The following is a 24,497-nucleotide window of genomic DNA, read 5'->3' as shown; positions in this document are numbered from 1 at the left end:
TATTTTTTAATTAGCTCTTAAGATTGACGAAAATACAACTTTGCTTCTTCCCAAAAGACATCCATTTCTGCCAAAGTCATATCTTTTAACGGTTTATTTAAGTCTTTCGCCTTTTCTTCAAGATACTGAAAGCGTTTTGTAAACTTTTTATTGGTGCGTTCCAATGCATTCTCAGGATTAATATTTTTAAAACGCGCGTAATTTACTAATGAAAATAAAACATCACCAAACTCGCTTTCCATGGCGTCTTGGTCGTTGGCTTCAACTTCAGCTTTAAACTCACTTAACTCCTCCTCTACTTTTTCCCAAACTTGATTTGGTGCTTCCCAATCGAAACCTACACCTGTTACTTTTTCTTGAATCCTACCTGCTTTTACAAGTGCTGGCAAACTTTTTGGAACACCTTCTAAAACACTAGATTTGCCTTCTTTAAGTTTTAAGTTTTCCCAATTTCGTTTTACATCTTCTTCATTTTCTACTTTTACATCGCTGTAAATATGCGGATGTCTATGTATTAATTTTTCGCAAATAGAATTACAGACATCAGCAATATCGAAATCCTTGGTTTCACTTCCTATTTTTGAATAAAAGACAATATGCAACAACACGTCTCCCAATTCCTTTTTAACTTCTTCTAAATCATTATCTAGAATAGCATCTCCTAATTCGTAGGTTTCCTCTATCGTTAAATGACGAAGCGTTTCCATGGTTTGCTTTTTGTCCCACGGACACTGCTCACGCAATTCATCCATTATAGTTAATAATCTATCGAATGCTTTTAATTGATTTGCTCTAGAATTCATTGAAAAATTAAAATTGAGGTTCTTTTTGGTAAAAATACTGTTTCTCAATTTATCTTTGCTCGAAATACTGCTATAACCAAGAACTATTAATATAAAAATTGCTTTAATCCAATATTATATTGCATACAATTATGCTCCTTAAAAAATAAATTCGATAAGAGGTAAACACTTATTATTTAATTAAAAAAACTATAGCAAACTCCAACACCATAATACCTTTATTTTCTAAAAAGTCTTCGTATAGTTGATAAAAGCTTAGACCAAAGCATAATCTTTCCTACACGATACCGCTTTCCCCGCTACTTAAAAAACTAATTTTATAATTAAAAATATTAAACGAAACATCTTACTTGTAATCTAATGACTACTAACTATTTGTGTTTTGTCTGTTTATTATTACTTTTAACCTAATAGACTCCCTAAGTCAACTATTAACCTAAAACAATTCACCATGTTCAAATTTTTTATTTTACTACTTTTAATTCTATTCTCAATTCTATCAACAGCACAAGTAGGAATTGGCACAACAAACCCACAAGCCACTTTAGACGTAAATGGCACACTCAAAATAGACAATACGTTACAAGAAACAGAACTAGGAGTCATAAAAGATTCTATTTTGGTTATCTCTAGATCTGGAATAATTAATACCCTTCCGGCAACAGAAATTTTAAAAGCAGCATTGCCCACCACTGTAAAAGCTTCTTTTTCTACTGGAGGCTCAAAAACATTAGCAATTGCACTTGGAGGAAAGTCTAAACTAACATTTAATAGTGAAGAAATAGACAGTAATGATGAATTTGATTTAACCACAAATACATTTACCGCTAAACAAGATGGCATTTATATTGTTAGTGCACAAATAAAAATTGGATCAGCCATATCTGCCAGTACAAACTTTGGATTAGGCATTGAAAAAAACGGAACGTTAATTACGGAAGAAAACTATCTCAGTGTAAGCGTTCTATCTACAAGTGTGTCTTCACCTTATAGAAGACTTTCAACCGCTGTAGAGTTAGTGAAAGATGACACAATTACATTATAGTAACCACCGGATTATTAAGCGTAGACGTTTTGGGAGATAAAAAAGACAGTTTTTGCTCTATTTATCAAATAAGATAATTCCATATTAAATCTATAAAAAAGCGATTAAATTCATTGAATTTAATCGCTTTTTTATAGATTTAATATGGAATTATCTTATTTGATAAATAGAGCAAAAACTGTCTTTTTTTATCTCCCAAAACGTCTACGCTTAATAATCCGGTGGTTACTATAAATGTAATTGTGTCATCTTTCACTAACTCTACAGCGGTTGAAAGTCTTCTATAAGGTGAAGACACACTTGTAGATAGAACGCTTACACTGAGATAGTTTTCTTCCGTAATTAACGTTCCGTTTTTTTCAATGCCTAATCCAAAGTTTGTACTGGCAGATATGGCTGATCCAATTTTTATTTGTGCACTAACAATATAAATGCCATCTTGTTTAGCGGTAAATGTATTTGTGGTTAAATCAAATTCATCATTACTGTCTATTTCTTCACTATTAAATGTTAGTTTAGACTTTCCTCCAAGTGCAATTGCTAATGTTTTTGAGCCTCCAGTAGAAAAAGAAGCTTTTACAGTGGTGGGCAATGCTGCTTTTAAAATTTCTGTTGCCGGAAGGGTATTAATTATTCCAGATCTAGAGATAACCAAAATAGAATCTTTTATGACTCCTAGTTCTGTTTCTTGTAACGTATTGTCTATTTTGAGTGTGCCATTTACGTCTAAAGTGGCTTGTGGGTTTGTTGTGCCAATTCCTACTTGTGCTGTTGATAGAATTGAGAATAGAATTAAAAGTAGTAAAATAAAAAATTTGAACATGGTGAATTGTTTTAGGTTAATAGTTGACTTAGGGAGTCTATTAGGTTAAAAGTAATAATAAACAGACAAAACACAAATAGTTAGTAGTCATTAGATTACAAGTAAGATGTTTCGTTTAATATTTTTAATTATAAAATTAGTTTTTTAAGTAGCGGGGAAAGCGGTATCGTGTAGGAAAGATTATGCTTTGGTCTAAGCTTTTATCAACTATACGAAGACTTTTTAGAAAATAAAGGTATTATGGTGTTGGAGTTTGCTATAGTTTTTTTAATTAAATAATAAGTGTTTACCTCTTATCGAATTTATTTTTTAAGGAGCATAATTGTATGCAATATAATATTGGATTAAAGCAATTTTTATATTAATAGTTCTTGGTTATAGCAGTATTTCGAGCAAAGATAAATTGAGAAACAGTATTTTTACCAAAAAGAACCTCAATTTTAATTTTTCAATGAATTCTAGAGCAAATCAATTAAAAGCATTCGATAGATTATTAACTATAATGGATGAATTGCGTGAGCAGTGTCCGTGGGACAAAAAGCAAACCATGGAAACGCTTCGTCATTTAACGATAGAGGAAACCTACGAATTAGGAGATGCTATTCTAGATAATGATTTAGAAGAAGTTAAAAAGGAATTGGGAGACGTGTTGTTGCATATTGTCTTTTATTCAAAAATAGGAAGTGAAACCAAGGATTTCGATATTGCTGATGTCTGTAATTCTATTTGCGAAAAATTAATACATAGACATCCGCATATTTACAGCGATGTAAAAGTAGAAAATGAAGAAGATGTAAAACGAAATTGGGAAAACTTAAAACTTAAAGAAGGCAAATCTAGTGTTTTAGAAGGTGTTCCAAAAAGTTTGCCAGCACTTGTAAAAGCAGGTAGGATTCAAGAAAAAGTAACAGGTGTAGGTTTCGATTGGGAAGCACCAAATCAAGTTTGGGAAAAAGTAGAGGAGGAGTTAAGTGAGTTTAAAGCTGAAGTTGAAGCCAACGACCAAGACGCCATGGAAAGCGAGTTTGGTGATGTTTTATTTTCATTAGTAAATTACGCGCGTTTTAAAAATATTAATCCTGAGAATGCATTGGAACGCACCAATAAAAAGTTTACAAAACGCTTTCAGTATCTTGAAGAAAAGGCGAAAGACTTAAATAAACCGTTAAAAGATATGACTTTGGCAGAAATGGATGTCTTTTGGGAAGAAGCAAAGTTGTATTTTCGTCAATCTTAAGAGCTAATTAAAAAATAATTGATGCAGAAATATGCTATAATTATAGGTGCTGGTCCCGCAGGATTAACGGCGGCATACGAACTTATTACGCGTACAGATATAAAACCTATTGTTTTAGAAATGTCCGATAAAATAGGGGGGATTTCCAGAACCGAAGTTTATAAAGGCAATAGAATAGATATTGGCGGTCATCGGTTTTTTTCAAAATCGGAAGTTGTGATGAAATGGTGGCAGAATATACTCCCCGTTCAAGGCGCACTGTCTAGCGATGAAATTAATACAAGTAGCGAAAAACTAAAAAGCAGACTGCTAGAGAAATTGGTTACGGGAGGTCCCGATCCGGAAAAGGTAGATAAGGTTATGCTTATCCGATCTCGGTTATCGCGTATTTTCTTTCTACGTAAATTTTTCGATTACCCAATAGCTATCAACTGGAATACGTTGTCATCATTAGGTTTTTTGAAAATTGTTAAAATTGGATGGACTTATGTTTTAGTGAGACTATTCCCCATAAAAAATATAACAACACTTGAAGAATTTTTTATTAGTCGTTTTGGGAAAGAACTTTATCAAACGTTTTTTAAAGATTATACAGAAAAAGTTTGGGGTGTACCATGTTCCGAAATTGATGCCGATTGGGGAGCACAGCGTATCAAAAAACTATCGATGTCGCGAACAATTCTTCATATTATAAAATCGATTTTCATTAAAAATAAATCGATTGAACAAAAAAATATAGACACCAGCCTTATTGAACAATTTATGTATCCAAAATTGGGCCCAGGTCAAATGTGGGAAACCGTAACGGATATTATAAAAAAAGCAGGCGGAGATGTTATTTTTAATGCAGAAGTCAATCAAATAAAAACAGCAAATAATACCATAGATTACGTTAGTTATTCTGATAAAATCACAGGAACAGTTAAAGAAATCAAAGGTGATTACTTTTTTTCGACCATGCCTGTAAAGCATTTAATAAGAAGTATGAAAGCCGATGTGTCTTCGGAAATTTTAGATGTTGCAGAAGGTTTGAAATATCGTGATTTTATTACGGTAGGCTTACTTCTTGATAAATTTAAATTGAACAAAAGTGAAGGAGAGGTTAGAGATAATTGGATTTATATTCAAGAGAAAGAAGTTAAAATCGGACGTCTGCAGGTGTTTAATAATTGGTCGCCTTATCTAGTTGCCGACGATAATAAAACATGGTTGGGTCTGGAATATTTTTGTGACGAAGGTGACGATTTATGGATTAAAGATAATGATGAATTTATTCGGTTTGCCATTGAGGAACTAGATCGTATCAATATTATAAACTCCGAAGATGTTGTGGATAGCACGATAATAAAAGTGCCAAAAGCGTATCCAGCTTATTTTGGAACGTACTCCAAATTTGATAGTATAAAAAGCTTTACCAATGGGATTGAAAATCTCTTTTTAATTGGACGTAACGGGATGCATAAATATAACAATCAAGATCATTCTATGTTAACCGCAATTACAGCTGTAAACAATATTATTAATGGTGTAAAAACAAAAGATAATATTTGGAATATTAACCTTGAGGATGAATATCATGAAGAAAAGTAGTTGGACTTATTTATGTTTTAATCCCTTATTTATAGGTGCTTTTTTATGTTTGGTGCTTCTTGTTTTAGTGCTCCATCCTTATATTGCTTATGATGAAGCCTTGTGGGGCTATATTGGAAGAGCTTGGACGGTAAACGGGCTAGTTCCTTATTTAGGTACTGTAGAAAATAAAACACCTGGTATTTTGATTTTATATGCAATATCAGAATATTTTACTACCGGAAATTTTATCATAGAACGGTTTATTGGGGCGCTTGCAGTAATTTTTTCATCATACTATTTGTATAAAATATGTAAACGGTTGCACAGTGAATTTGCCGGAATTATCGCAATGTGTTTATTTACATTAACCTCGTGTTGGCGTGTTATGGACGGGTTCTCTTTAGCGCAAACGGAAACGTTTATGGTGTTTTTTAGTATTATTTCATTTTATATTTTAATACAAGAAAACTCAAAATATACGTTAAACACTAGAGTTTTTATGGCTGGTGTTTTTTTGGGGTTGGCCATTTCATTTAAACAAATAGCAATAACCACTTCAGCAGCCTTTTTTCTGTTTTATTTTATTAATTTATCAGAAGATAAAGGTGTTTCTAAGCGTGTGTTGGGAACGTTATACTTTATTATAGGTATTGTTATTGGTGTGGCTAGTTTGTTTTTGGTGATGTCCTTTTACGGGGTTTCAGTCCAAGATTACCTAAGCGGTGCTTGGTATATTTTGTTAGATTCGGGAAGTGCTGCTCCAGATTTAAAAACACGCATGCTTAATTTTTTCAGAGTTTTTATAAGCTCTCGTTTTATTCTGTTTTATCTGTTCCTGTACTTGTTTAAACTGCAGTATATTGAGTTGAAAAATAAATATATTGTCGGTATTTTAATATGGTTGGCCTTCGATTTTATCGGGGTTAACGCATCTGGCTATTATTATGGGCATCAAATAAAACAAATTTTTGCGCCTATAGTTATACTTTCAGCAATAGGAATCGCCAGTTTTGTAGAAAAGAAAAAGTATTTTAATTATAAAGACCATGTGTACATTGCGGTTCTTGTCGTTTTGTTTTTTCCATACCTTCAATTCAAAAATATAGCAAGTGCTTTTGTAAAGGGAGATGTAGAGCCGTCAAGAACATTAGGGGCGTGGCTTGAAAGTGAAACAAAAGAATCAGATTACATCTATGTTTTAAGCAATGATCAGATATTGATTAAAGCGCTCTATTTTTCTAAAAGACGTTCTTCTAGTCAGTATTTTCATTCTATTTTTATAAATAGTGAGCAAAGCAATCAAGTTCTAAGTCGTGAGTTAAAAGAGAAACCCCCAGTGTTTCTTTTAAAAGAAACTTTGCCTGCTTTAGAAAACACGAAGTACAGTACAGATGTTATTGCGTTTATTCAAAATAATTATACTTTATATAAAGAGGAAAGTTATTATCAAATTTTTAAACGTAATTAAGCTCGGTTTTAAAGGTGTTGAGTCGCGTTTTTTAATGCCAAAATAAGCCTGATTTAATAGCTTGGTTTTTTTATTTCTGATTATCTTAACATGGATAATTTGCCATTAGGGCTTGTTTTTCTTATATTTGCACCATGGTAAAAGGCATACATGAGAAAAGAAATATCAGAATCTTTAACTTCAACTTTCTAGTTTTTAGAAATCAGTCGGAGAAATTCATCCCTCCTGCAGTTTAGCGCCCAACCAATTTTCTTACCCAATTTTTAAACGTTAATTATTTACTTATTAGTTTATAAGTGAATAAATTTTTGCGTTTATGCATTTTTCAATTTACCTAAAATTAGGTGTAATCACAAATAATATCATTTAATGACTATTACAACTTTTGATGCCTTTTCGAGGTTATCAATTAATGATATATCACGAATTTCAAGATTTTTACATGAGCATTCAGGTGAATTTACTGACACCAAAAGTGCAATCAGAAATCGATTATGTATGCAGCAAAAGAAGTTGCAGGCCTTGGCGGTTACGTTTTTGTGATGGAAAATGAACATGATATTTTAGGAGCCATAGTTGTCAACAGAACAGGTATGAACGAGTATTTAGCAGAAAACATATTGGTATATATGGCTGTTAAAACCGAATATAGAGGTAAAGGGATTGCACAGAAGTTAATAGCACATACCATAAAATATTGTGATGGCGATATCGCTATACACGTTAATAAAGATAACCCTGTTATAGCATTATTTGAAAAACAAGGGTTTAAGTCAAGAAATATAGAAATGCGATTGGTACGATAATCCATTTTAGTAAAAACAAAATATATGAAAATTATACAAGTAAAACGAAATACAACTTATGAAAAAATACACACTGTAAAAATGGGAGAATTAACCTCGAAAGTTATTTATATCAAAAAATATTTGTTCGGGTTGCCTATAAAAACGCTTCATAAATATAGAGAAACGTATTACGGCGAGATCAAGGATGATAAAGATTGTATGCTTTTTGTATAAAAATAATTAAACATTAATAAAAAAATATAATAAATGAAAGTACTAGTAATTGGAGCCGGAAACATGGGGCTAACGTATGCCGAAGGTATGTCGAAATCAAGACTACTTAAAAAGAAAAACATCATGGTTTTGGATAAGTCTGAAGAGAAATTGGAAGAACTAAACCAAATAGCTCATTTTGACGCCTTCAAGGAATTAGAAGACTGCGTGCCACAGGCCGATATTATATTTGTCGCCGTTAAACCATACCATGCCGAGGGCGTTTTTAAAGCGATCAAGTCATTGGTAAAACCACAACAAGTTATTATTTCAATAATGGCTGGTGTCACTATTGAAACCATCACAAGTATTACTGGATTGCAAAAAGTAGTTCGTGCTATGCCTAATTTGCCAGCACAAATAGGTAGAGGCTTAACATCTTATGTAACCTCTCCAGAGGTGTCTAGAATTGAAATGTTAACGGTAGAAAGTTTATTGGACACCACAGGAAAATCCATTCGTGTATCAAACGAAAATCTAATTGATGCATCTACCGGTATTTCAGGTAGTGGTCCAGCTTATGTTTTCTATTTTATGCAAAGTATGATGGAGGCTGCCTTACAAATGGGGTTTTCAAAGAACGATTCTACGGTTTTGGTAAGTCAAACTTTTATTGGCGCTGTAGAACTTTTTAATCAGTCTAATTTATCGCCAGCATCTTGGATGGATAAAGTAGCTTCTAAAGGAGGTACCACAAGAGCTGCGTTAGATTCTATGGAAGATAATAATGTAAACGAATTAATTAAAGAAGCCGCTTTTGCTGCATTTAGTCGTGCAGTAGAGTTAGGTAAAGAAAACTAAAATGCACAAACAAAGAATAGTTATTAAGGTTGGTACAAATGTAATGACCAACAAAGATAATAGAATTGTAAGACCAGTTTTAAGACGATTAGTAAAACAGATAGCAGAACTTTATGAACGTGATATCATGACGATATTAGTGTCTTCAGGTTCAGCTATTGCAGGAAAAGAGGTTTTAGGAAAATCTAAAATCAAAGATAAAACAGTACGACGCCAAGTCTATTCATCCATTGGGCAACCAAGAATGATGCGTCTTTATTATGATATTTTTCATGATTATGGAATGAAATGTGCGCAAGTACTACCTACAAAACGGGATTTTAGCCCAGGAGTTCACAGACAAAACATGATTAACTGTTGCGAAGGTTTACTTTCAGAAGGCGTTATTCCTATAGCTAATGAAGATGATGCTGTATCGGTAACCATGTCTATGTTTTCCGATAATGATGAGTTAGCGAGTTTAATCGCACAGCTAATCAATGCAGATAAACTTATTATTTTAACCGATATAGATGGGCTTTATACAGGGCATCCAGAATCTGCAAGTAGTGATTTAATTAAAAATGTAGACCCGGGAGACGATCTCGATAAATACATTCAGGACAATAATAAAGGTGAAGGAGAAGGCCGTGGCGGAATGGGTTCTAAATTAGATTATGCCCAACAAACTGCTGCCAACAACATTCCAACTTATATTGCTAATGGAAAAAGTGATAACACCATTATCGATATTATAGATGGAAAAGCTGTAGGCACAAAAGTGTCACTTTAAAAAAAAGAGAAAATGGAATTATTATCAGAAAAAATAAAAAATAGCGTATTAAAAAGTATGGAGGTTCTTTTAAAGGAACATCAAGATGCTTTACTAAATGCGAATAAAAAAGATATAGAGGCTTTTAATCAAGAAGATCAAGCCATGTACGATCGCCTAATTTTGAATAAAGATAAGGTTGATGGTATGATTACGGCAATACAAGTGGTTCGCGCACAAGAGGATCCTGTGAATAAAATAATCAGTAGAAAAGAGTTTGATAATGGTTTAGATGTTATTAATAAAACAGCGCCGTTTGGAACTATTATGATTATTTACGAATCTAGACCAGACGTAACCGTAGAAGCTACAGTACTTGCTTTTAAAGCCAATAACAAAATACTGCTTAAAGGCGGTAAAGAAGCCGTACACAGTAATACAGCCATTGTAAAACTTTGGCACATGGCATTAGAAGAACATGATTTGAGCACCGATTATATTCAAATGTTGACCATGAATAGAACGGAAACTCAGGAGTTTTTAAGAAACCCTACCGAGCAACTCGATTTAATTGTACCTCGAGGTGGCGAGCAACTTATTAAGTTTGTAAACGAGCATGCTAAGTGTGCTGTTTTAGTAAGCGGACGCGGTAATAACTTTTTATATGTGGATGAAGCTGCCGATTGGAAACAAACTATTGAAGTCATTTTAAATGCTAAAACTCAGAAAATATCGGCTTGTAATGCTTTAGATAAAATTTTAGTGAGTAAAAAATTGCCTGATTATGCAGGTAGAATTTTAAATTTAAATGAAATTTTAAAGGATAGCGGCGTAGAGGTTTTAGTTGATGAAGAAACAAAAAACATTTTAACTAATGAAGAACTTATAACCGATAATTCGATTTGGTATCAAGAATTTTTAGAAATGAAATGCTGTATTGGTACAGTAAATTCTGTTTTTGAAGCTATTGATAAAATAAACGAATATTCTGGTGGACATTCGGCTACAGTGATGACGACAAACACTGATATTGCTAAAAAATTCATGGAACAGGTAGATTGTGCTGTGGTGTATCAAAATGCATCAACGCGTTTTACCGATGGCGGACAAATTGGTGTAGGTGCAGAGCTTGCTATTAGTACCGATAAGTTGCACCACCGTGGACCATTAGGTTTAAAAGAATTGGTAACCAATAAATATTATGTTTTTGGTGATGGACAGGTTCGTGTTTAGAAACCAACATTTAATTTAAGGTAAGTCCTAAAATATATAAAACAAAAACTCCGATGGTATAAGCCAATCGGAGTTTTTTTTATGGAGTTACGTTTATAAAAAACGGAATCAAAAAATGTTAATACATGTTTTTGATTTTTACTAGTTTCGTTTTTAAAAGTTCTAAAGATGATCTGTGAGCTTTTATATTATTATGAACGTCTTTTACAAGCGGATTATCCTCATCAACATTAGTAAAAAACTGTAAATTGTTTTCTAATTGATTAATTTGTGCTTTAACTTCATCCATTTTTTTACGGATAAAAGAGCGTTCGTTATCTAAGTTTCTAGTGTCACCATCGGCAGATGTTAGGCTATCTAGCTTATTTTCATACTTAATCATTTCAATTTCATTTTTATCCATTTTTAAATTGGATAATAAATCGTCAATGGTTTTCTGAAACTTATCTTCAATATAGCGTTTGTCGTTTGGTACACGTCCTAAATCTTTCCAGGTGTTAATATGCGCTTTAATTACTGCAATATCGGCATCTTTATCATCTGTAGGTTCAACCGCTTTAAGCGTTTCGATTAGCGCTGCTTTTTTGTTGAAAGCCTCTACATGTTCTTGGCTTACCGCGTTACGTTTAGCGTGTATTTTATCAAAATAATGGTTACAAGCGCCTTTAAATTGTTTCCAAATTTTGTCGCTATCTTTTCTTGGTACATGACCAATTTTTTTCCACTCGTTCTGAATTTTTTTCATCAACGGTGTGGTTACAGCGGTATCTTCACTATCCTTATTGTCTTCGGCTATTTTTATTAAATCAAGCTTCTTTTGTAAGTTTGTATATTGCTCCTTTTTTAGATCTTTATAATAAGCGTTTTTGTTTCTGTTGAAAGTTCTAACGCCATCTTTAAACTTGGCCCAAGTTTCCTCGTTAACTTTCAATGGCACTTTTCCTGCTTTGAAAAATAGGTTGCGTAATTCTTCAATATATTTTATACGCTTTTGCCATTCGCTATGCGAACCACCTGTTTTTTGAGCAATATTATTTATTTGAGCAATAATTTCAAGTTTGGTTTCTAAGTTAACCTCGTAAACTTTATCAATTTCTTTGTAATAAACTTGGCGTTTATCATTAATTATTTTAGTGGCTGCTTTAAAACGGTCCCATATAACTTCACGATGTTCTTTGCCTACTGGTCCAAGTTCTTCCTTCCACATTTTGTGCAATTCTTGTAACTCTCTAAACGATCGCATCACGTTATCGTCTTTGGTTAGTTCTTCGGCACGCTCAATAATTAATAATTTTTCTCTAAATTATGTTTGAAATCTAAATCACGTAAATCTCTGTTTAGTGTAAAAAATCGTAAAATAACTCCGTATGGTGGTGGTAACTATTCCAAGCATTATTGTATTTATCACGCGGAATTGGCCCTGTTGTTCTCCAACGTTCTTGCAATTCCTTGAAGTGTTTGTAAGTCGTGTTTATGTTTTCTTCAACATTAATTAACCCTTTAAGCTCCTCGATAATTTCTAATTTATCGGTTAGATTTTGCTTTAGTTTTTTTCTAAACTTTTATAATGGTCGTTTAACTTATTGCGATATTCCCGATAAGCGGCTTTATAGCGTTTTTCTACTGGTGACGAATAATAAAAATCAATTTCATTACCGCCATCATTTAAAAATTCTTCCTTTTTTTCATCAACTAAAGCTTGATATTGGTTTTAAATTCAGCATTTATACCATCTACATGAGATTTTATAGCCTGAACTTTTTGCGATTGCACCAATTTTTCCAACTCTATAGCTAAGCCTTCTAACGACATGCTATCGTATTCCTTAACTTCAATGCTATGTCTGTCCTTATTGCCTTCATCTTCGGCGTCTTCCGCGTTAGATTCTTCAATCTCGTTAAGCACTTCATCATCTTCATTTGATACCTCTGGAGTATCAACAGCCACTAGTTCTGGGTTTCAGTAGCGGTACTTTCTGTAACCGAAGTTTCTTCCGAAGGTGTGTTTCAGGAGTTACGGTTTCAGAAGATTGAGGGGAACTTTCTATCGGATTTGCATTTTCGGCATCTTCCGCGTTAAGCTTGTTTATTCAGACATTTTAAAATGTTTAGGTTCGTTGTTTATACTCTAGACTTTAAAGATACTAACAAGTCTATTATTTACAAAGGCTTAGTTGGTGATATTTTTTATAAATCCCAAATAGACCAAGATTTTTCGGCTTGTAGTTTTAGCATGTTTAGCCCGTTAATGGTTGTTGCACCGCGATCTTTACCGTGTTTTAAGAATTTAGTTTGATCGGGATTGTAAATTAAATCGAACAAAATATGCTCATTTGTAATCCCGTTATACGGAATATCTGCACATTGGTCAACGTCGGGAAACGTGCCTAAAGGTGTACAGTTTACAATAACTTGATGTTCGGAAATTATAGCTTCGGAAAGGTTACTGTATGTAAAACCAACACCTTCAGATTGTTTTCGAGATACATATTTGTAATCGATACCTAATTCGCCTAGACTATAAGCAACAGCTTTACTTGCGCCGCCAGTACCTAATATTAATGCTTTTTTATGCTGCGATTTCAAAAAAGGTTTTAACGTATTTTTGAAGCCATAACAGTCGGTATTGTAACCCACAAGTTTACCTTTTTAGTCACCTTAATCGTGTTTACAGCGCCAATAGCTTTTGCTTTTTTATTGATTTTGTCAAGAAAAGGCATCACGGCTTCTTTGTAAGGTATAGTTACGTTTATGCCTTTGATGTTCTTTGTGTTTTCTATAATTGAAGGAAAGAGATCGATGCTTTCTAAGTCGAAATTCTCGTATGTAGTATCCGTAATTTTTTCGTTTTCAAACTTTTCTTTAAAATAATTTTTTGAAAATGAATATGAAATGTTTTTTCCTAAAAGCCCTAATTTATTCACTTGATTGATTTTTTAAATTTATTATTTTGAATATCGTGTGCGGTTACCATACCATTCTAAACCTAAAACAAGTGCTATGCCGAATAGAACGAAGCCTATGGCTATAAAAGTATTTGTTGTTAAATCGGGAATAAAACGTTGGTAGTTTAGTACCACTTTAGATCCTGTTGAATCGAATATAAAACTGCCATTTTCTGTGAGTTTGTAAATGGTTTTTTTCCATGGCCATACCACGCCTAAAGAGCCAACAATAAACCCTATAATGGCCGATGTTGTAATGCTTTTATAGCGATCGAGTATATAACTTAATACGTGCGAAAAAGTAACTAAGCCAGTAATAGAACCTAAGGTGAAAATGGCTAGAACTTGCAACATTCTTACACGTTTGGGATTGCTGATGAAATTAAAATTTCCGTTAATAATATCAACGAAGGTGTCATTTAAAGCATTTACCGAATCGACTAAGAAGTACATAATTCCCCAATAGAATAAGAATGAATGATCCTGAAAAGCCAGGAAGTGTCATCCCCGAAACACTAATAATACCACAAAAAAACACAAACCAAGGTTGTCATTTTCCTTGGCGGGATTTAAAAAAACTAATACCGACGCCAAGAGCAATTCCAAGAGCTAAAACCAGATAGGTTTGGTAGTTTCAATCTTTAAAATCTTTATTGATGTAATAAATAGAGCCGATAATCATCCCGAAGAATACGCTCCAAACAAAGAGCTCGTAGTGTTTAATAAGATAGTCGAGTAGTTTAGAAACGCTAAAATAGCTCACTATCATTCCAAAGAAAAGCAAACTTAAAAATCGGCCGTTAATGTAGTTGAAAAAACTTTTAAACCTACCGTTGATTAGTAATTTAAAGGCTTTACCATTAACCTTTTTTAGCGAATAATAAAACTCTTCGTAAAAACCTGCTACAAAGGCCACAACACCACCAGAAATACCAGGCACTTTATTGGCAGCGCCCATTCCTAATCCTTTTAAGATTAGAAAAATTTTATCGGTAAGTGTTCTGGTACTTTCCATTATTGTTTTTGTTCCCTACTTTTTCAAGAATAAAAATAGTTAAAAAACCTAGAATCATTAAGATTATTGAAAAAACTAATTGATATTTCCATCGAATGAAAACGGCGAGATGCTTTCTTGCAGCACAGCCGATTTAATACCTTCGGAGTTGGTATGCCAAGTTAAGGTTTTTTTCCATGGCCAAACTTTGTTCAAGGACCCAAAAATAAATCCTGTAAGCACAGCTAGAGTAATGTTATGGTAATGTTTGAAAAGCCATTTTAATAAATGACTAAAACTAAGCAGTCCAACTAAAGCACCACCGGCAAAAATGAATATTTTTTTTATATCGAAATCATGAAAAGCATCGCTTAAAGCTTTATAAGCCCCTAGAATAATTAAAATAAAGGCACCTGAAATACCAGGTAAAATCATAGCACAAATAGCTATAGCTCCTGCAATAAATAGAAACCAAGGATTATCATTATTGTTGAAGCTGGAAGTGTTGTAATGTAAAAAGCTATAAATGCTCCGGCTATTAAACTGATAATAACTGGGATATTCCATTTCTGAATTTGTTTTCCAACGAAAAATATACTGGCCACAATGAGACCGAAAAAGAAAGACCAGATAAGCACTGGATGATTTTCTAAAAGATATTTAGCCAAACGCATCACCGACATAAAACTCACCATAATACCAGCTAAAAGCGACAGTAAAAAGTTACCGTTAAGTTGTTGCCAAAATGGTTTAATGCCTTTACTGAAAAGGGTTTTAATTAAGGAAGCATTGATGTTGCTAATACTATTAATTAACTCTTCGTAGATACCTGAAATAAAAGCGATGGTTCCTCCAGAAACGCCTGGGACGGCATCGGCAGCACCCATAGCGAGTCCTTTAAGCGAAATAATTAAATAATCTTTAAATCGTCTTTGCATGTTTTTGGTTGTTTAATCAAAAACCAAAGGTATGTATTTTAATGAAAAAGGATTATAATTTGTAAAACTTACTTAGAATTTTGTTTGATTAAACTTTGTACTGAAACCATGTGGTAAACCTCCGGAAAAAGTTCCTCTAAGATAAAGCTATAATCTTCATTTAATTTAAAGGCATTTTTTAGATGGAATTCCGCTTTATTACTTTCGTTTAAGGCTAAATATAAACCAGCTAATCTGTATTCTAACTCTGCGGTATCTGGATGAAATTCCACGGCTTGTTCAAAATTATCAATAGCGGCATCAGGTTCTCCTAATTTTATTAGTAAATCACCGCGAGAGAGCCAGGTGTTTAGTTCGTAATTCCCTAATTCTAAGGTTTTTTAAATCCGCGTTCGGCTTCTTCAAAAAAGCTTAAACGTTGATTTATTTGAGAGTAAAGTTTCCAATAAGTTACATTTTCCGAATCTATATTGATGGCTTTATTTATAAAATAAAGGGCACGTTGATAGTTTTTTCTTCGGTTATAAAATTTTGTAATTGCAATCCATCCCTTATCTAGTAACGGGTCTTCATGTACGGTTCTATCATAATACTGAAGTGCTAATTCGTCGTTTCCTAACTTTTCATAACAATAACCAATATGTAATAAAGCAAATGAAGTTGGATCGTCTAAAGTTAAAGTAAGGGTGTAGTTTTCTATGGCATCTTCATAACGACCAAGTTTTTCTAGTACTTTACCTCGTTCAATATAAGCACCAACAAAAGTATCATCGGAAATAATAGCAAAATCAAAAGCAGCTAAGGCTTTTTTGTTCTTTTAAGGCATAATATTGTATACCTAATTGATGCAAGCAACCTCACTGTAAGGGTTTTTGTCTAAGAATAGATTTAAATACGTAATTGCTTCTTCGTTTTCATTCAAATATTCAAAGCAATAAATGATGTTGTATAATGCTGAATAATCTTCTGTATCACTTTCAAGACATTTCATGAAATTGATTTTAGCATTTTCAAACTGGTCTAGAAATAAATATTCCATACCAATTAGCGAGTATAAATCGATAACATCATCGGTTAATTCAAGCGCTTGTTTTAAAACTTCAATAGCTTTAATGTGGTTGTCTTTTTTGAAAAGATATTGGCTTTTTGAATGTAGATTTCTTCATTCATGGGGTCAATACTATATAATTCATCTAACAGGTCGTTGGCATCGGTAAGTTTGTCCTCAAAAACGTAAACTTCAACTTTAAATAATTTTAGATTTACGGATGTAGGATGTTGGTCTAAACCTAGCTTAATTGCTTTTTCGCTAAAGCAATTTTCCCAAGTTAAGATAGTGATGTATGATGTTTTCAAATTCCTCGGAGTCGAAAAACAAAACATGATTTGTTTTAAGCATCGATTCAAAATTGGAAAGTGTTAAATTATTATTGTCGTTGTGACCTAACTCCATAAGCGCATTTGTAAGGTTTCTACTTTAATAAAGTTAGCATTCTATATCTTGTTTATGCTAAAATTGTTGAAAATGTTTTTAACAAAGTAATGAACATATTTTTTAAAACAAATCATGTTGACTGTAGTATTTGATTTTTAGTTATTTAGATGGTTTTTTGAAGTGTGTAATTGATCTAGAATTTCCAGAATAATAGTACATCCTTTTTTTAAAAAAAGGATGTACTATTATTCTGGAAATTCTAGATCAATTACACACTTCAAAAAACCAGTCTAAATAACTAAAAATCAAATAACTACAGTCAACATGATTTGTTTAAAAAAATATGTTCATTACTTTGTTAAAAACATTTTCAACAATTTTAGCATAAAAAAAGATATAGAATGCTAACTTTATTAAAGTAGAAACCTTACAAATGCGTTATGGAGTTAGGTCACAACGACAATAATAATTTAACACTTTCCAAATTTGAATCGATGCTTAAAACAAATCATGTTTTGTTTTTCGACTCCGAGGAATTTGAAAACATCATACATCACTATCTTAACTTGGGAAAAATTGCTTTAGCGAAAAAAGCAATTAAGCTAGGTTTAGACCAACATCCACATCCGTAAATCTAAAATTATTTAAAGTTGAAGTTTACGTTTTTGAGGACAAACTTACCGATGCCAACGACCTGTTAGATGAATTATATAGTATTGACCCCATGAATGAAGAAATCTACATTCAAAAGCCAATATCTTTTCAAAAAAAGACAACCACATTAAAGCTATTGAAGTTTTAAAACAAGCGCTTGAATTAACCGATGATGTTATCGATTTATACTCGCTAATTGGTATGGAATATTTATTTCTAGACCAGTTTGAAAATGCTAAAATCAATTTCATGAAATGTCTTGAAAGTGATACAGAAGATTATTCAGCATTATACAACATCATTTATTGCTTTGAATATTGAATGAAAACGAAGAAGCAATTACGTATTTAAATCTATCTTAGACAAAAAACCCTTACAGTGAGGTTGCTTGGCATCAATTAGGTATACAATATTATGCCTTAAAAAAGAACAAAAAAGCCTTAGCTGCTTTTGATTTTGCTATTATTTCCGATGATACTTTTGTTGGTGCTTATATTGAACGAGGTAAAGTACTAGAAAAACTTGGTCGTTATGAAGATGCCATAGAAAACTACACCCTTACTTTAACTTTAGACGATCCAACTTCATTTGCTTTATTACATATTGGTTATTGTTATGAAAAGTTAGGAAACGACGAATTAGCACTTCAGTATTATGATAGAACCGTACATGAAGACCCGTTACTAGATAAGGGATGGATTGCAATTACAAAATTTTATAAACGAAGAAAAAACTATCAACGTGCCCTTTATTTTATAAATAAAGCCATCAATATAGATTCGGAAAATGTAACTTATTGGAAACTTTACTCTCAAATAAATCAACGTTTAAGCTTTTTGAAGAAGCCGAACGCGGATTTAAAAAAACCTTAGAATTAGGAATTACGAACTAAACACCTGGCTCTCTCGCGGTGATTTACTAATAAAATTAGGAGAACCTGATGCCGCTATTGATAATTTTGAACAAGCCGTGGAATTTCATCCAGATACCGCAGAGTTAGAATACAGATTAGCTGGTTTATATTTAGCCTTAAACGAAAGTAATAAAGCGGAATTCCATCTAAAAAATGCCTTTAAATTAAATGAAGATTATAGCTTTATCTTAGAGGAACTTTTTCCGGAGGTTTACCACATGGTTTCAGTACAAAGTTTAATCAAACAAAATTCTAAGTAAGTTTTACAAATTATAATCCTTTTTCATTAAAATACATACCTTTGGTTTTTGATTAAACAACCAAAAAACATGCAAAGACGATTTAAAGATTATTTAATTATTTCGCTTAAAGGACTCGCTATGGGTGCTGCCGATGCCGTCCCAGGCGTTTCTGGAGGAACCATCGCTTTTATTTCAGGTATCTACGAAGAGTTAATTAATAGTATTAGCAACATCAATGCTTCCTTAATTAAAACCCTTTTCAGTAAAGGCATTAAACCATTTGGCAACAACTTAACGGTAACTTTTTACTGTCGCTTTTAGCTGGTATTATGGTGAGTTTTATGTCGGTGATGCGTTTGGCTAAATATCTTTTAGAAAATCATCCAGTGCTTATCTGGTCTTTCTTTTTCGGTCTCATTGTGGCCAGTATATTTTTCGTTGGAAAACAAATTCAGAAATGGAATATCCCAGTTATTATCAGTTTAATAGCCGGAGCATTTATAGCTTTTTACATTACAACACTTCCAGCTTCAACCAATAATGATAATCCTTGGTTTCTATTTATTGCAGGAGCTATAGCTATTTGTGCTATGATTTTACCTGGTATTTCAGGTGCCTTTATTTTAATTATTCTAGGGGGCTTATAAAGCTTTTAAGCGATGCTTTTCATGATTTCGATATAAAAAAAATATTCATTTTTGCCGGTGGTGCTTTAGTTGGACTGCTTAGTTTTAGTCATTTATTAAAATGGCTTTTCAAACATTACCATAACATTACTCTAGCTGTGCTTACAGGATTATTTTTGGGTCCTTGAACAAAGTTTGGCCATGGAAAAAACCTTAACTTGGCATACCAACTCCGAAGGTATTAAATCGGCTGTGCTGCAAGAAAGCATCTCGCCGTTTCATTCGATGGAAATAATCAATTAGTTTTTTCAATAATCTTAATGATTCTAGGTTTTTTTAACTATTTTTATTCTTGAAAAAGTAGGGAACAAAAAACAATAATGGAAAGTACCAGAACACTTACCGATAAAATTTTTCTAATCTTAAAAGGATTAGGAATGGGCGCTGCCAATAAAGTGCCTGGTATTTCTGGTGGTGTTGTGGCCTTTGTAGCAGGTTTTTACGAAGAGTTTATTTATTCGCTAAAAAAGGTTAATGGTAAAGCTTTAAATTACTAATCAACGGTAGGTTTAAAAGTTTTTTCAACTACATTAACGGCCGATTTTTAAGTTTGCTTTTCTTTGGAATGATAGTGAGCTATTTTAGCGTTCTAAACTACTCGACTATCTTATTAAACACTACGAGCTCTTGTTTGGAGCGTATTCTTCGGGATGATTATCGGCTCTATTTATTACATCAATAAAGATTTTAAAGATTGGAACTACCAAACCTATCTGGTTTTAGCTCTTGGAATTGCTCTTGGCGTCGGTATTAGTTTTTTAATCCCGCCAAGGAAAATGACAACCTTTGGTTTGTGTTTTTTTGTGGTATTATTAGTGTTTCGGGGATGACACTTCCTGGCTTTTCAGGATCATTCATTCTTATTCTATTGGGGAATTATGTACTTCTTTTAGTCGATTCGGTAAATGCTTTAAATGACACCTTCGTTGATATTATTAACGGAAATTTTAATTTCATCAGCAATCCCAAACGTGTAAGAATGTTGCAAGTTCTAGCCATTTTCACCTTAGGTTCTATTACTGGCTTAGTTACTTTTTCGCACGTATTAAGTTATATACTCGATCGCTATAAAAGCATTACAACATCGGCCATTATAGGGTTTATTGTTGGCTCTTTAGGCGTGGTATGGCCATGGAAAAAAACCATTTACAAACTCACAGAAAATGGCAGTTTTATATTCGATTCAACAGGATCTAAAGTGGTACTAAACTACCAACGTTTTATTCCCGATTTAACAACAAATACTTTTATAGCCATAGGCTTCGTTCTATTCGGCATAGCACTTGTTTTAGGTTTAGAATGGTATGGTAACCGCACACGATATTCAAAATAATAAATTTAAAAAAATCAATCAAGTGAATAAATTAGGGCTTTTAGGAAAAAACATTTCATATTCATTTTCAAAAAATTATTTTAAAGAAAAGTTTGAAAACGAAAAAATTACGGATACTACATACGAGAATTTCGACTTAGAAAGCATCGATCTCTTTCCTTCAATTATAGAAAACACAAAGAACATCAAAGGCATAAACGTAACTATACCTTACAAAGAAGCCGTGATGCCTTTTCTTGACAAAATCAATAAAAAAGCAAAAGCTATTGGCGCTGTAAACACGATTAAGGTGACTAAAAAAGGTAAACTTGTGGGTTACAATACCGACTGTTATGGCTTCAAAAATACGTTAAAAACCTTTTTTGAAATCGCAGCATAAAAAAGCATTAATATTAGGTACTGGCGGCGCAAGTAAAGCTGTTGCTTATAGTCTAGGCGAATTAGGTATCGATTACAAATATGTATCTCGAAAACAATCTGAAGGTGTTGGTTTTACATACAGTAACCTTTCCGAAGCTATAATTTCCGAACATCAAGTTATTGTAAACTGTACACCTTTAGGCACGTTTCCCGACGTTGACCAATGTGCAGATATTCCGTATAACGGGATTACAAATGAGCATATTTTGTTCGATTTAATTTACAATCCCGATCAAACTAAATTCTTAAAACACGGTAAAGATCGCGGTGCAACAACCATTAACGGGCTAAACATGCTAAAACTACAAGCCGAAAAATCTTGGTCTATTTGGGATTATTTAAAAAAATATCACCAACTAAGCCTTTGTAAATAATAGACTTGTTAGTATCTTTAAAGTCTAGAGTATAAACAACGAACCTAAACATTTTAAAATGTCTGAATTAAACAAGCTTAACGCGGAAGATGCCGAAAATGCAAATCCGATAGAAAGTTCCCCTCAATCTTCTGAAACCGTAACTCCTGAAAACACACCTTCGGAAGAAACTTCGGTTACAGAAAGTACCGCTACTGAAACACCAGAACTAGTGGCTGTTGATACTCCAGAGGTATCAAATGAAGATGATGAAGTGCTTAACGAGATTGAAGAATCTAACGCGGAAGACGCCGAAGATGAAGGCAATAAGGACAGACATAGCATTGAAGTTAAGGAATACGATAGCATGTCGTTAGAAGGCTTAGCTATAGAGTTGGAAAAATTGGTGCAATCGCAAAAAGTTCAGGCTATAAAATCTCATGTAGATGGTATAAATGCTGAATTTAAAACCCAATATCAAGCTTTAGTTGATGAAAAAAGGAAGAATTTTAAATGATGGCGGTAATGAAATTGATTTTTATTATTCGTCACCAGTAGAAAAACGCTATAAAGCCGCTTATCGGGAATATCGCAATAAGTTAAACGACCATTATAAAAGTTTAGAAAAAAACTTAAAGCAAAATCTAACCGATAAATTAGAAATTATCGAGGAGCTTAAAGGGTTAATTAATGTTGAAGAAAACATAAACACGACTTACAAACACTTCAAGGAATTGCAAGAACGTTGGAGAACAAACAGGGCCAATTCCGCGTGATAAATACAATAATGCTTGGAATAGTTACCACCACCATACGGAGTTATTTTACGATTTTTTACACCTAAACAGAGATTTACGTGATTTAGATTTCAAACATAATTTAGAGAAAAAATTATTAATTATTGAGCGTGCCGAAGAACTAACCAAAGACGATAACGTGATGCGATCGTTTAGAGAGTTACAAGAATTGCACAAAATGTGGAAGGAAGAACTTGGACCAGTAGGCAAAGAACATCGTGAAGTTATATGGGACCGTTTTAAAGCAGCCACTAAAATAATTAATGATAAACGCCAAGTTTATTACAAAGAAATTGATAAAGTTTACGAGGTTAACTTAGAAACCCAAACTTGAAATTATTGCTCAAATAAATAATATTGCTCAAAAAACAGGTGGTTCGCATAGCGAATGGCAAAAGCGTATAAAATATATTGAAGAATTACGCAACCTATTTTTCAAAGCAGGAAAAGTGCCATTGAAAGTTAACGAGGAAACTTGGGCCAAGTTTAAAGATGGCGTTAGAACTTTCAACAGAAACAAAAACGCTTATTATAAAGATCTAAAAAAGGAGCAATATACAAACTTACAAAAGAAGCTTGATTTAATAAAAATAGCCGAAGACAATAAGGATAGTGAAGATACCGCTGTAACCACACCGTGATGAAAAAATTCAGAACGAGTGGAAAAAAATTGGTCATGTACCAAGAAAAGATAGCGACAAAATTTGGAAACAATTTAAAGGCGCTTGTAACCATTATTTGATAAAATACACGCTAAACGTAACGCGGTAAGCCAAGAACATGTAGAGGCTTTCAACAAAAAAGCAGCGCTAATCGAAACGCTTAAAGCGGTTGAACCTACAGATGATAAAGATGCCGATATTGCAGTAATTAAAGCGCATATTAACACCTGGAAAGATTTAGGACGTGTACCAAACGACAAACGCTATATTGAAGATAAGTTTCAGAAAACCATTGACGATTTATTATCCAATTTAAAAATGGATAAAAATGAAATTGAAATGATTAAGTATGAAAATAAGCTAGATAGCCTAACATCTGCCGATGGTGACACTAGAAACTTAGATAACGAACGCTCTTTTATCCGTAAAAAAATGGATGAAGTTAAAGCACAAATAATCAATTAGAAAACAATTACAGTTTTTTTACTAATGTTGATGAGGATAATCCGCTTGTAAAAGACGTTCATAATAATATAAAAGCTCACAGATCATCTTTAGAACTTTTAAAAACGAAACTAGTAAAAATCAAAAACATGTATTAACATTTTTTGATTCCGTTTTTTATAAACGTAACTCCATAAAAAAAACTCGATTGGCTTATACCATCGGAGTTTTTGTTTATATATTTTAGGACTTACCTTAAATTAAATGTTGGTTTCTAAACACGAACCTGTCCATCACCAAAAACATAATATTTATTGGTTACCAATTCTTTTAAACCTAATGGTCCACGGTGGTGCAACTTATCGGTACTAATAGCAAGCTCTGCACCTACACCATTTGTCCGCCATCGGTAAAACGCGTTGATGCATTTGATACACCACAGCACAATCTACCTGTTCCATGAATTTTTTAGCAATATCAGTGTTTGTCGTCATCACTGTAGCCGAATGTCCACCAGAATATTCGTTTATTTTATCAATAGCTTCAAAAACAGAATTTACTGTACCAATACAGCATTTCATTTCTAAAAATTCTTGATACCAAATCGAATTATCGGTTATAAGTTCTTCATTAGTTAAAATGTTTTTGTTTCTTCATCAACTAAAACCTCTACGCCGCTATCCTTAAAATTTCATTTAAATTAAAATTCTACTGCATAATCAGGCAATTTTTACTCACTAAAATTTATCTAAAGCATTACAAGCCGATATTTTCTGAGTTTTAGCATTTAAAATGACTTCAATAGTTTGTTTCCAATCGGCAGCTTCATCCACATATAAAAAGTTATTACCGCGTCCGCTTACTAAAACAGCACACTTAGCATGCTCG

General features: G+C 33.0%; 18 protein-coding genes and 11 pseudogenes. 20 read left to right on the top strand and 9 right to left on the bottom strand.

Annotation, left to right across the window (positions count from 1 at the left end):
• Window positions 1-17: 17 nt before the first annotated feature.
• A complete protein-coding gene (gene mazG, locus QWY92_RS19955) occupies window positions 18-803 on the bottom strand; it encodes a nucleoside triphosphate pyrophosphohydrolase (protein WP_290270388.1) in 786 nt (261 codons plus the stop codon).
• A 451-nt stretch (window positions 804-1,254) separates the two neighbouring features.
• Here mazG (QWY92_RS19955) and QWY92_RS19950 point away from each other — a divergent pair, with 451 nt between their 5' ends.
• A complete protein-coding gene (locus QWY92_RS19950) occupies window positions 1,255-1,848 on the top strand; it encodes a hypothetical protein (protein ID WP_290274948.1) in 594 nt (197 codons plus the stop codon).
• 139 nt (window positions 1,849-1,987) lie between these two features.
• On the opposite strand, the gene QWY92_RS19945 is transcribed toward QWY92_RS19950, so the two are convergent.
• Complete coding sequence (locus tag QWY92_RS19945; RefSeq protein WP_290274945.1) at window positions 1,988-2,671, bottom strand: hypothetical protein; 684 nt, start codon at window positions 2,669-2,671, stop codon at window positions 1,988-1,990.
• A 451-nt stretch (window positions 2,672-3,122) separates the two neighbouring features.
• Between QWY92_RS19945 and mazG (QWY92_RS19940) the strand changes: the two genes are divergently transcribed.
• From mazG (QWY92_RS19940) to QWY92_RS19905, 8 genes are all read left to right on the top strand, one after another.
• Window positions 3,123-3,908 (top strand): nucleoside triphosphate pyrophosphohydrolase, encoded by a 786-nt coding sequence (gene mazG / locus QWY92_RS19940; protein WP_290270388.1) that lies wholly within the window; start codon window positions 3,123-3,125, stop codon window positions 3,906-3,908.
• 21 nt (window positions 3,909-3,929) lie between these two features.
• Entirely contained in the window at window positions 3,930-5,498 is a 1,569-nt protein-coding gene (locus tag QWY92_RS19935) for an NAD(P)/FAD-dependent oxidoreductase (RefSeq protein ID WP_290270386.1), read from the top strand.
• A complete protein-coding gene (locus tag QWY92_RS19930) occupies window positions 5,485-6,948 on the top strand; it encodes an ArnT family glycosyltransferase (RefSeq protein WP_290274943.1) in 1,464 nt (487 codons plus the stop codon). The genes QWY92_RS19935 and QWY92_RS19930 overlap by 14 nt, the downstream gene beginning before the upstream one ends.
• 494 nt (window positions 6,949-7,442) lie before the next feature.
• The gene (locus QWY92_RS19925; protein ID WP_290274941.1) at window positions 7,443-7,754 is read left to right on the top strand and encodes a GNAT family N-acetyltransferase; all 312 of its coding nucleotides are present in this window, start codon (window positions 7,443-7,445) and stop codon (window positions 7,752-7,754) included.
• A gap of 24 nt (window positions 7,755-7,778) precedes the next feature.
• Complete coding sequence (locus QWY92_RS19920) at window positions 7,779-7,970, top strand: hypothetical protein (protein ID WP_290270377.1); 192 nt, start codon at window positions 7,779-7,781, stop codon at window positions 7,968-7,970.
• Window positions 7,971-8,003: 33 nt separating this feature from the next.
• Complete coding sequence (gene proC, locus QWY92_RS19915) at window positions 8,004-8,810, top strand: pyrroline-5-carboxylate reductase (RefSeq protein ID WP_290270374.1); 807 nt, start codon at window positions 8,004-8,006, stop codon at window positions 8,808-8,810.
• Between the two features lies 1 nt (window position 8,811).
• Window positions 8,812-9,582, top strand: a complete 771-nt coding sequence (gene proB, locus QWY92_RS19910) for a glutamate 5-kinase (protein WP_290270372.1) — start codon at window positions 8,812-8,814, stop codon at window positions 9,580-9,582.
• A gap of 12 nt (window positions 9,583-9,594) precedes the next feature.
• Entirely contained in the window at window positions 9,595-10,794 is a 1,200-nt protein-coding gene (locus QWY92_RS19905) for a glutamate-5-semialdehyde dehydrogenase (protein WP_290270370.1), read from the top strand.
• Window positions 10,795-10,912: 118 nt separating this feature from the next.
• On the opposite strand, the pseudogene QWY92_RS20810 reads toward QWY92_RS19905, so the two are convergent.
• The 6 genes and pseudogenes from QWY92_RS20810 to QWY92_RS19870 form a co-directional block, all read right to left on the bottom strand.
• Window positions 10,913-12,708 (bottom strand): annotated as a pseudogene (locus QWY92_RS20810) (DUF349 domain-containing protein); the annotation flags it as partial.
• Between the two features lie 272 nt (window positions 12,709-12,980).
• A pseudogene (locus QWY92_RS19885) lies at window positions 12,981-13,717 on the bottom strand (shikimate dehydrogenase family protein).
• A 21-nt stretch (window positions 13,718-13,738) separates the two neighbouring features.
• Window positions 13,739-14,191 (bottom strand): undecaprenyl phosphate translocase family protein, encoded by a 453-nt coding sequence (locus tag QWY92_RS20705; RefSeq protein ID WP_419761801.1) that lies wholly within the window; start codon window positions 14,189-14,191, stop codon window positions 13,739-13,741.
• A pseudogene (locus QWY92_RS20700) lies at window positions 14,154-14,696 on the bottom strand (DUF368 domain-containing protein). The gene QWY92_RS20705 and the pseudogene QWY92_RS20700 overlap by 38 nt, the downstream one beginning before the upstream one ends.
• A 132-nt stretch (window positions 14,697-14,828) precedes the next feature.
• A pseudogene (locus QWY92_RS19875) lies at window positions 14,829-15,619 on the bottom strand (DUF368 domain-containing protein).
• Between the two features lie 119 nt (window positions 15,620-15,738).
• Window positions 15,739-17,123: pseudogene (locus QWY92_RS19870) on the bottom strand (tetratricopeptide repeat protein).
• A gap of 422 nt (window positions 17,124-17,545) precedes the next feature.
• Between QWY92_RS19870 and QWY92_RS19865 the strand changes: the two are divergent.
• The 11 genes and pseudogenes from QWY92_RS19865 (at window position 17,546) to QWY92_RS20460 (ending at window position 23,630) form a co-directional block, all read left to right on the top strand.
• Window positions 17,546-18,932, top strand: a pseudogene (locus QWY92_RS19865) (tetratricopeptide repeat protein).
• A gap of 69 nt (window positions 18,933-19,001) precedes the next feature.
• Window positions 19,002-19,561: pseudogene (locus QWY92_RS20695) on the top strand (DUF368 domain-containing protein).
• Window positions 19,465-19,728, top strand: coding sequence for an undecaprenyl phosphate translocase family protein (locus QWY92_RS19850; protein WP_336622118.1), 264 nt, complete (start codon window positions 19,465-19,467; stop codon window positions 19,726-19,728). Before QWY92_RS20695 ends, QWY92_RS19850 begins: the two are co-directional and overlap by 97 nt.
• 192 nt (window positions 19,729-19,920) lie before the next feature.
• Window positions 19,921-20,933 (top strand): annotated as a pseudogene (locus QWY92_RS20690) (DUF368 domain-containing protein).
• Window positions 20,905-21,727, top strand: a pseudogene (locus QWY92_RS19835) (shikimate dehydrogenase family protein). The pseudogenes QWY92_RS20690 and QWY92_RS19835 overlap by 29 nt, the downstream one beginning before the upstream one ends.
• Window positions 21,728-21,785: 58 nt before the next feature.
• A complete protein-coding gene (locus QWY92_RS20485) occupies window positions 21,786-22,223 on the top strand; it encodes a hypothetical protein (RefSeq protein ID WP_336622117.1) in 438 nt (145 codons plus the stop codon).
• Window positions 22,198-22,482 carry a DUF349 domain-containing protein gene (locus QWY92_RS20480; RefSeq protein ID WP_336622116.1) on the top strand — a complete coding sequence of 95 codons (285 nt, stop codon included), beginning with the start codon at window positions 22,198-22,200 and terminating at the stop codon, window positions 22,480-22,482. The genes QWY92_RS20485 and QWY92_RS20480 overlap by 26 nt, the downstream gene beginning before the upstream one ends.
• Window positions 22,472-22,837 carry a DUF349 domain-containing protein gene (locus tag QWY92_RS20475; protein ID WP_336622119.1) on the top strand — a complete coding sequence of 122 codons (366 nt, stop codon included), beginning with the start codon at window positions 22,472-22,474 and terminating at the stop codon, window positions 22,835-22,837. The genes QWY92_RS20480 and QWY92_RS20475 overlap by 11 nt, the downstream gene beginning before the upstream one ends.
• 115 nt (window positions 22,838-22,952) lie before the next feature.
• A complete protein-coding gene (locus QWY92_RS20470; protein WP_336622115.1) occupies window positions 22,953-23,144 on the top strand; it encodes a DUF349 domain-containing protein in 192 nt (63 codons plus the stop codon).
• Window positions 23,145-23,249: 105 nt separating this feature from the next.
• Window positions 23,250-23,390 (top strand): annotated as a pseudogene (locus tag QWY92_RS20465) (hypothetical protein); the annotation flags it as partial.
• 93 nt (window positions 23,391-23,483) lie between these two features.
• Window positions 23,484-23,630, top strand: coding sequence for a hypothetical protein (locus QWY92_RS20460; protein WP_336622114.1), 147 nt, complete (start codon window positions 23,484-23,486; stop codon window positions 23,628-23,630).
• 253 nt (window positions 23,631-23,883) lie between these two features.
• On the opposite strand, the pseudogene QWY92_RS19825 reads toward QWY92_RS20460, so the two are convergent.
• Window positions 23,884-24,497, bottom strand: a pseudogene (locus QWY92_RS19825) (aldehyde dehydrogenase family protein); the annotation flags it as partial.

It is taken from the genome of Algibacter miyuki, assembly GCF_030409805.1.
Lineage (GTDB): Bacteria > Bacteroidota > Bacteroidia > Flavobacteriales > Flavobacteriaceae > Algibacter > Algibacter miyuki.
The sequence above is the reverse complement of the archived record's forward strand: the minus strand, read 5'-3'. Positions and strand labels throughout refer to the sequence as shown.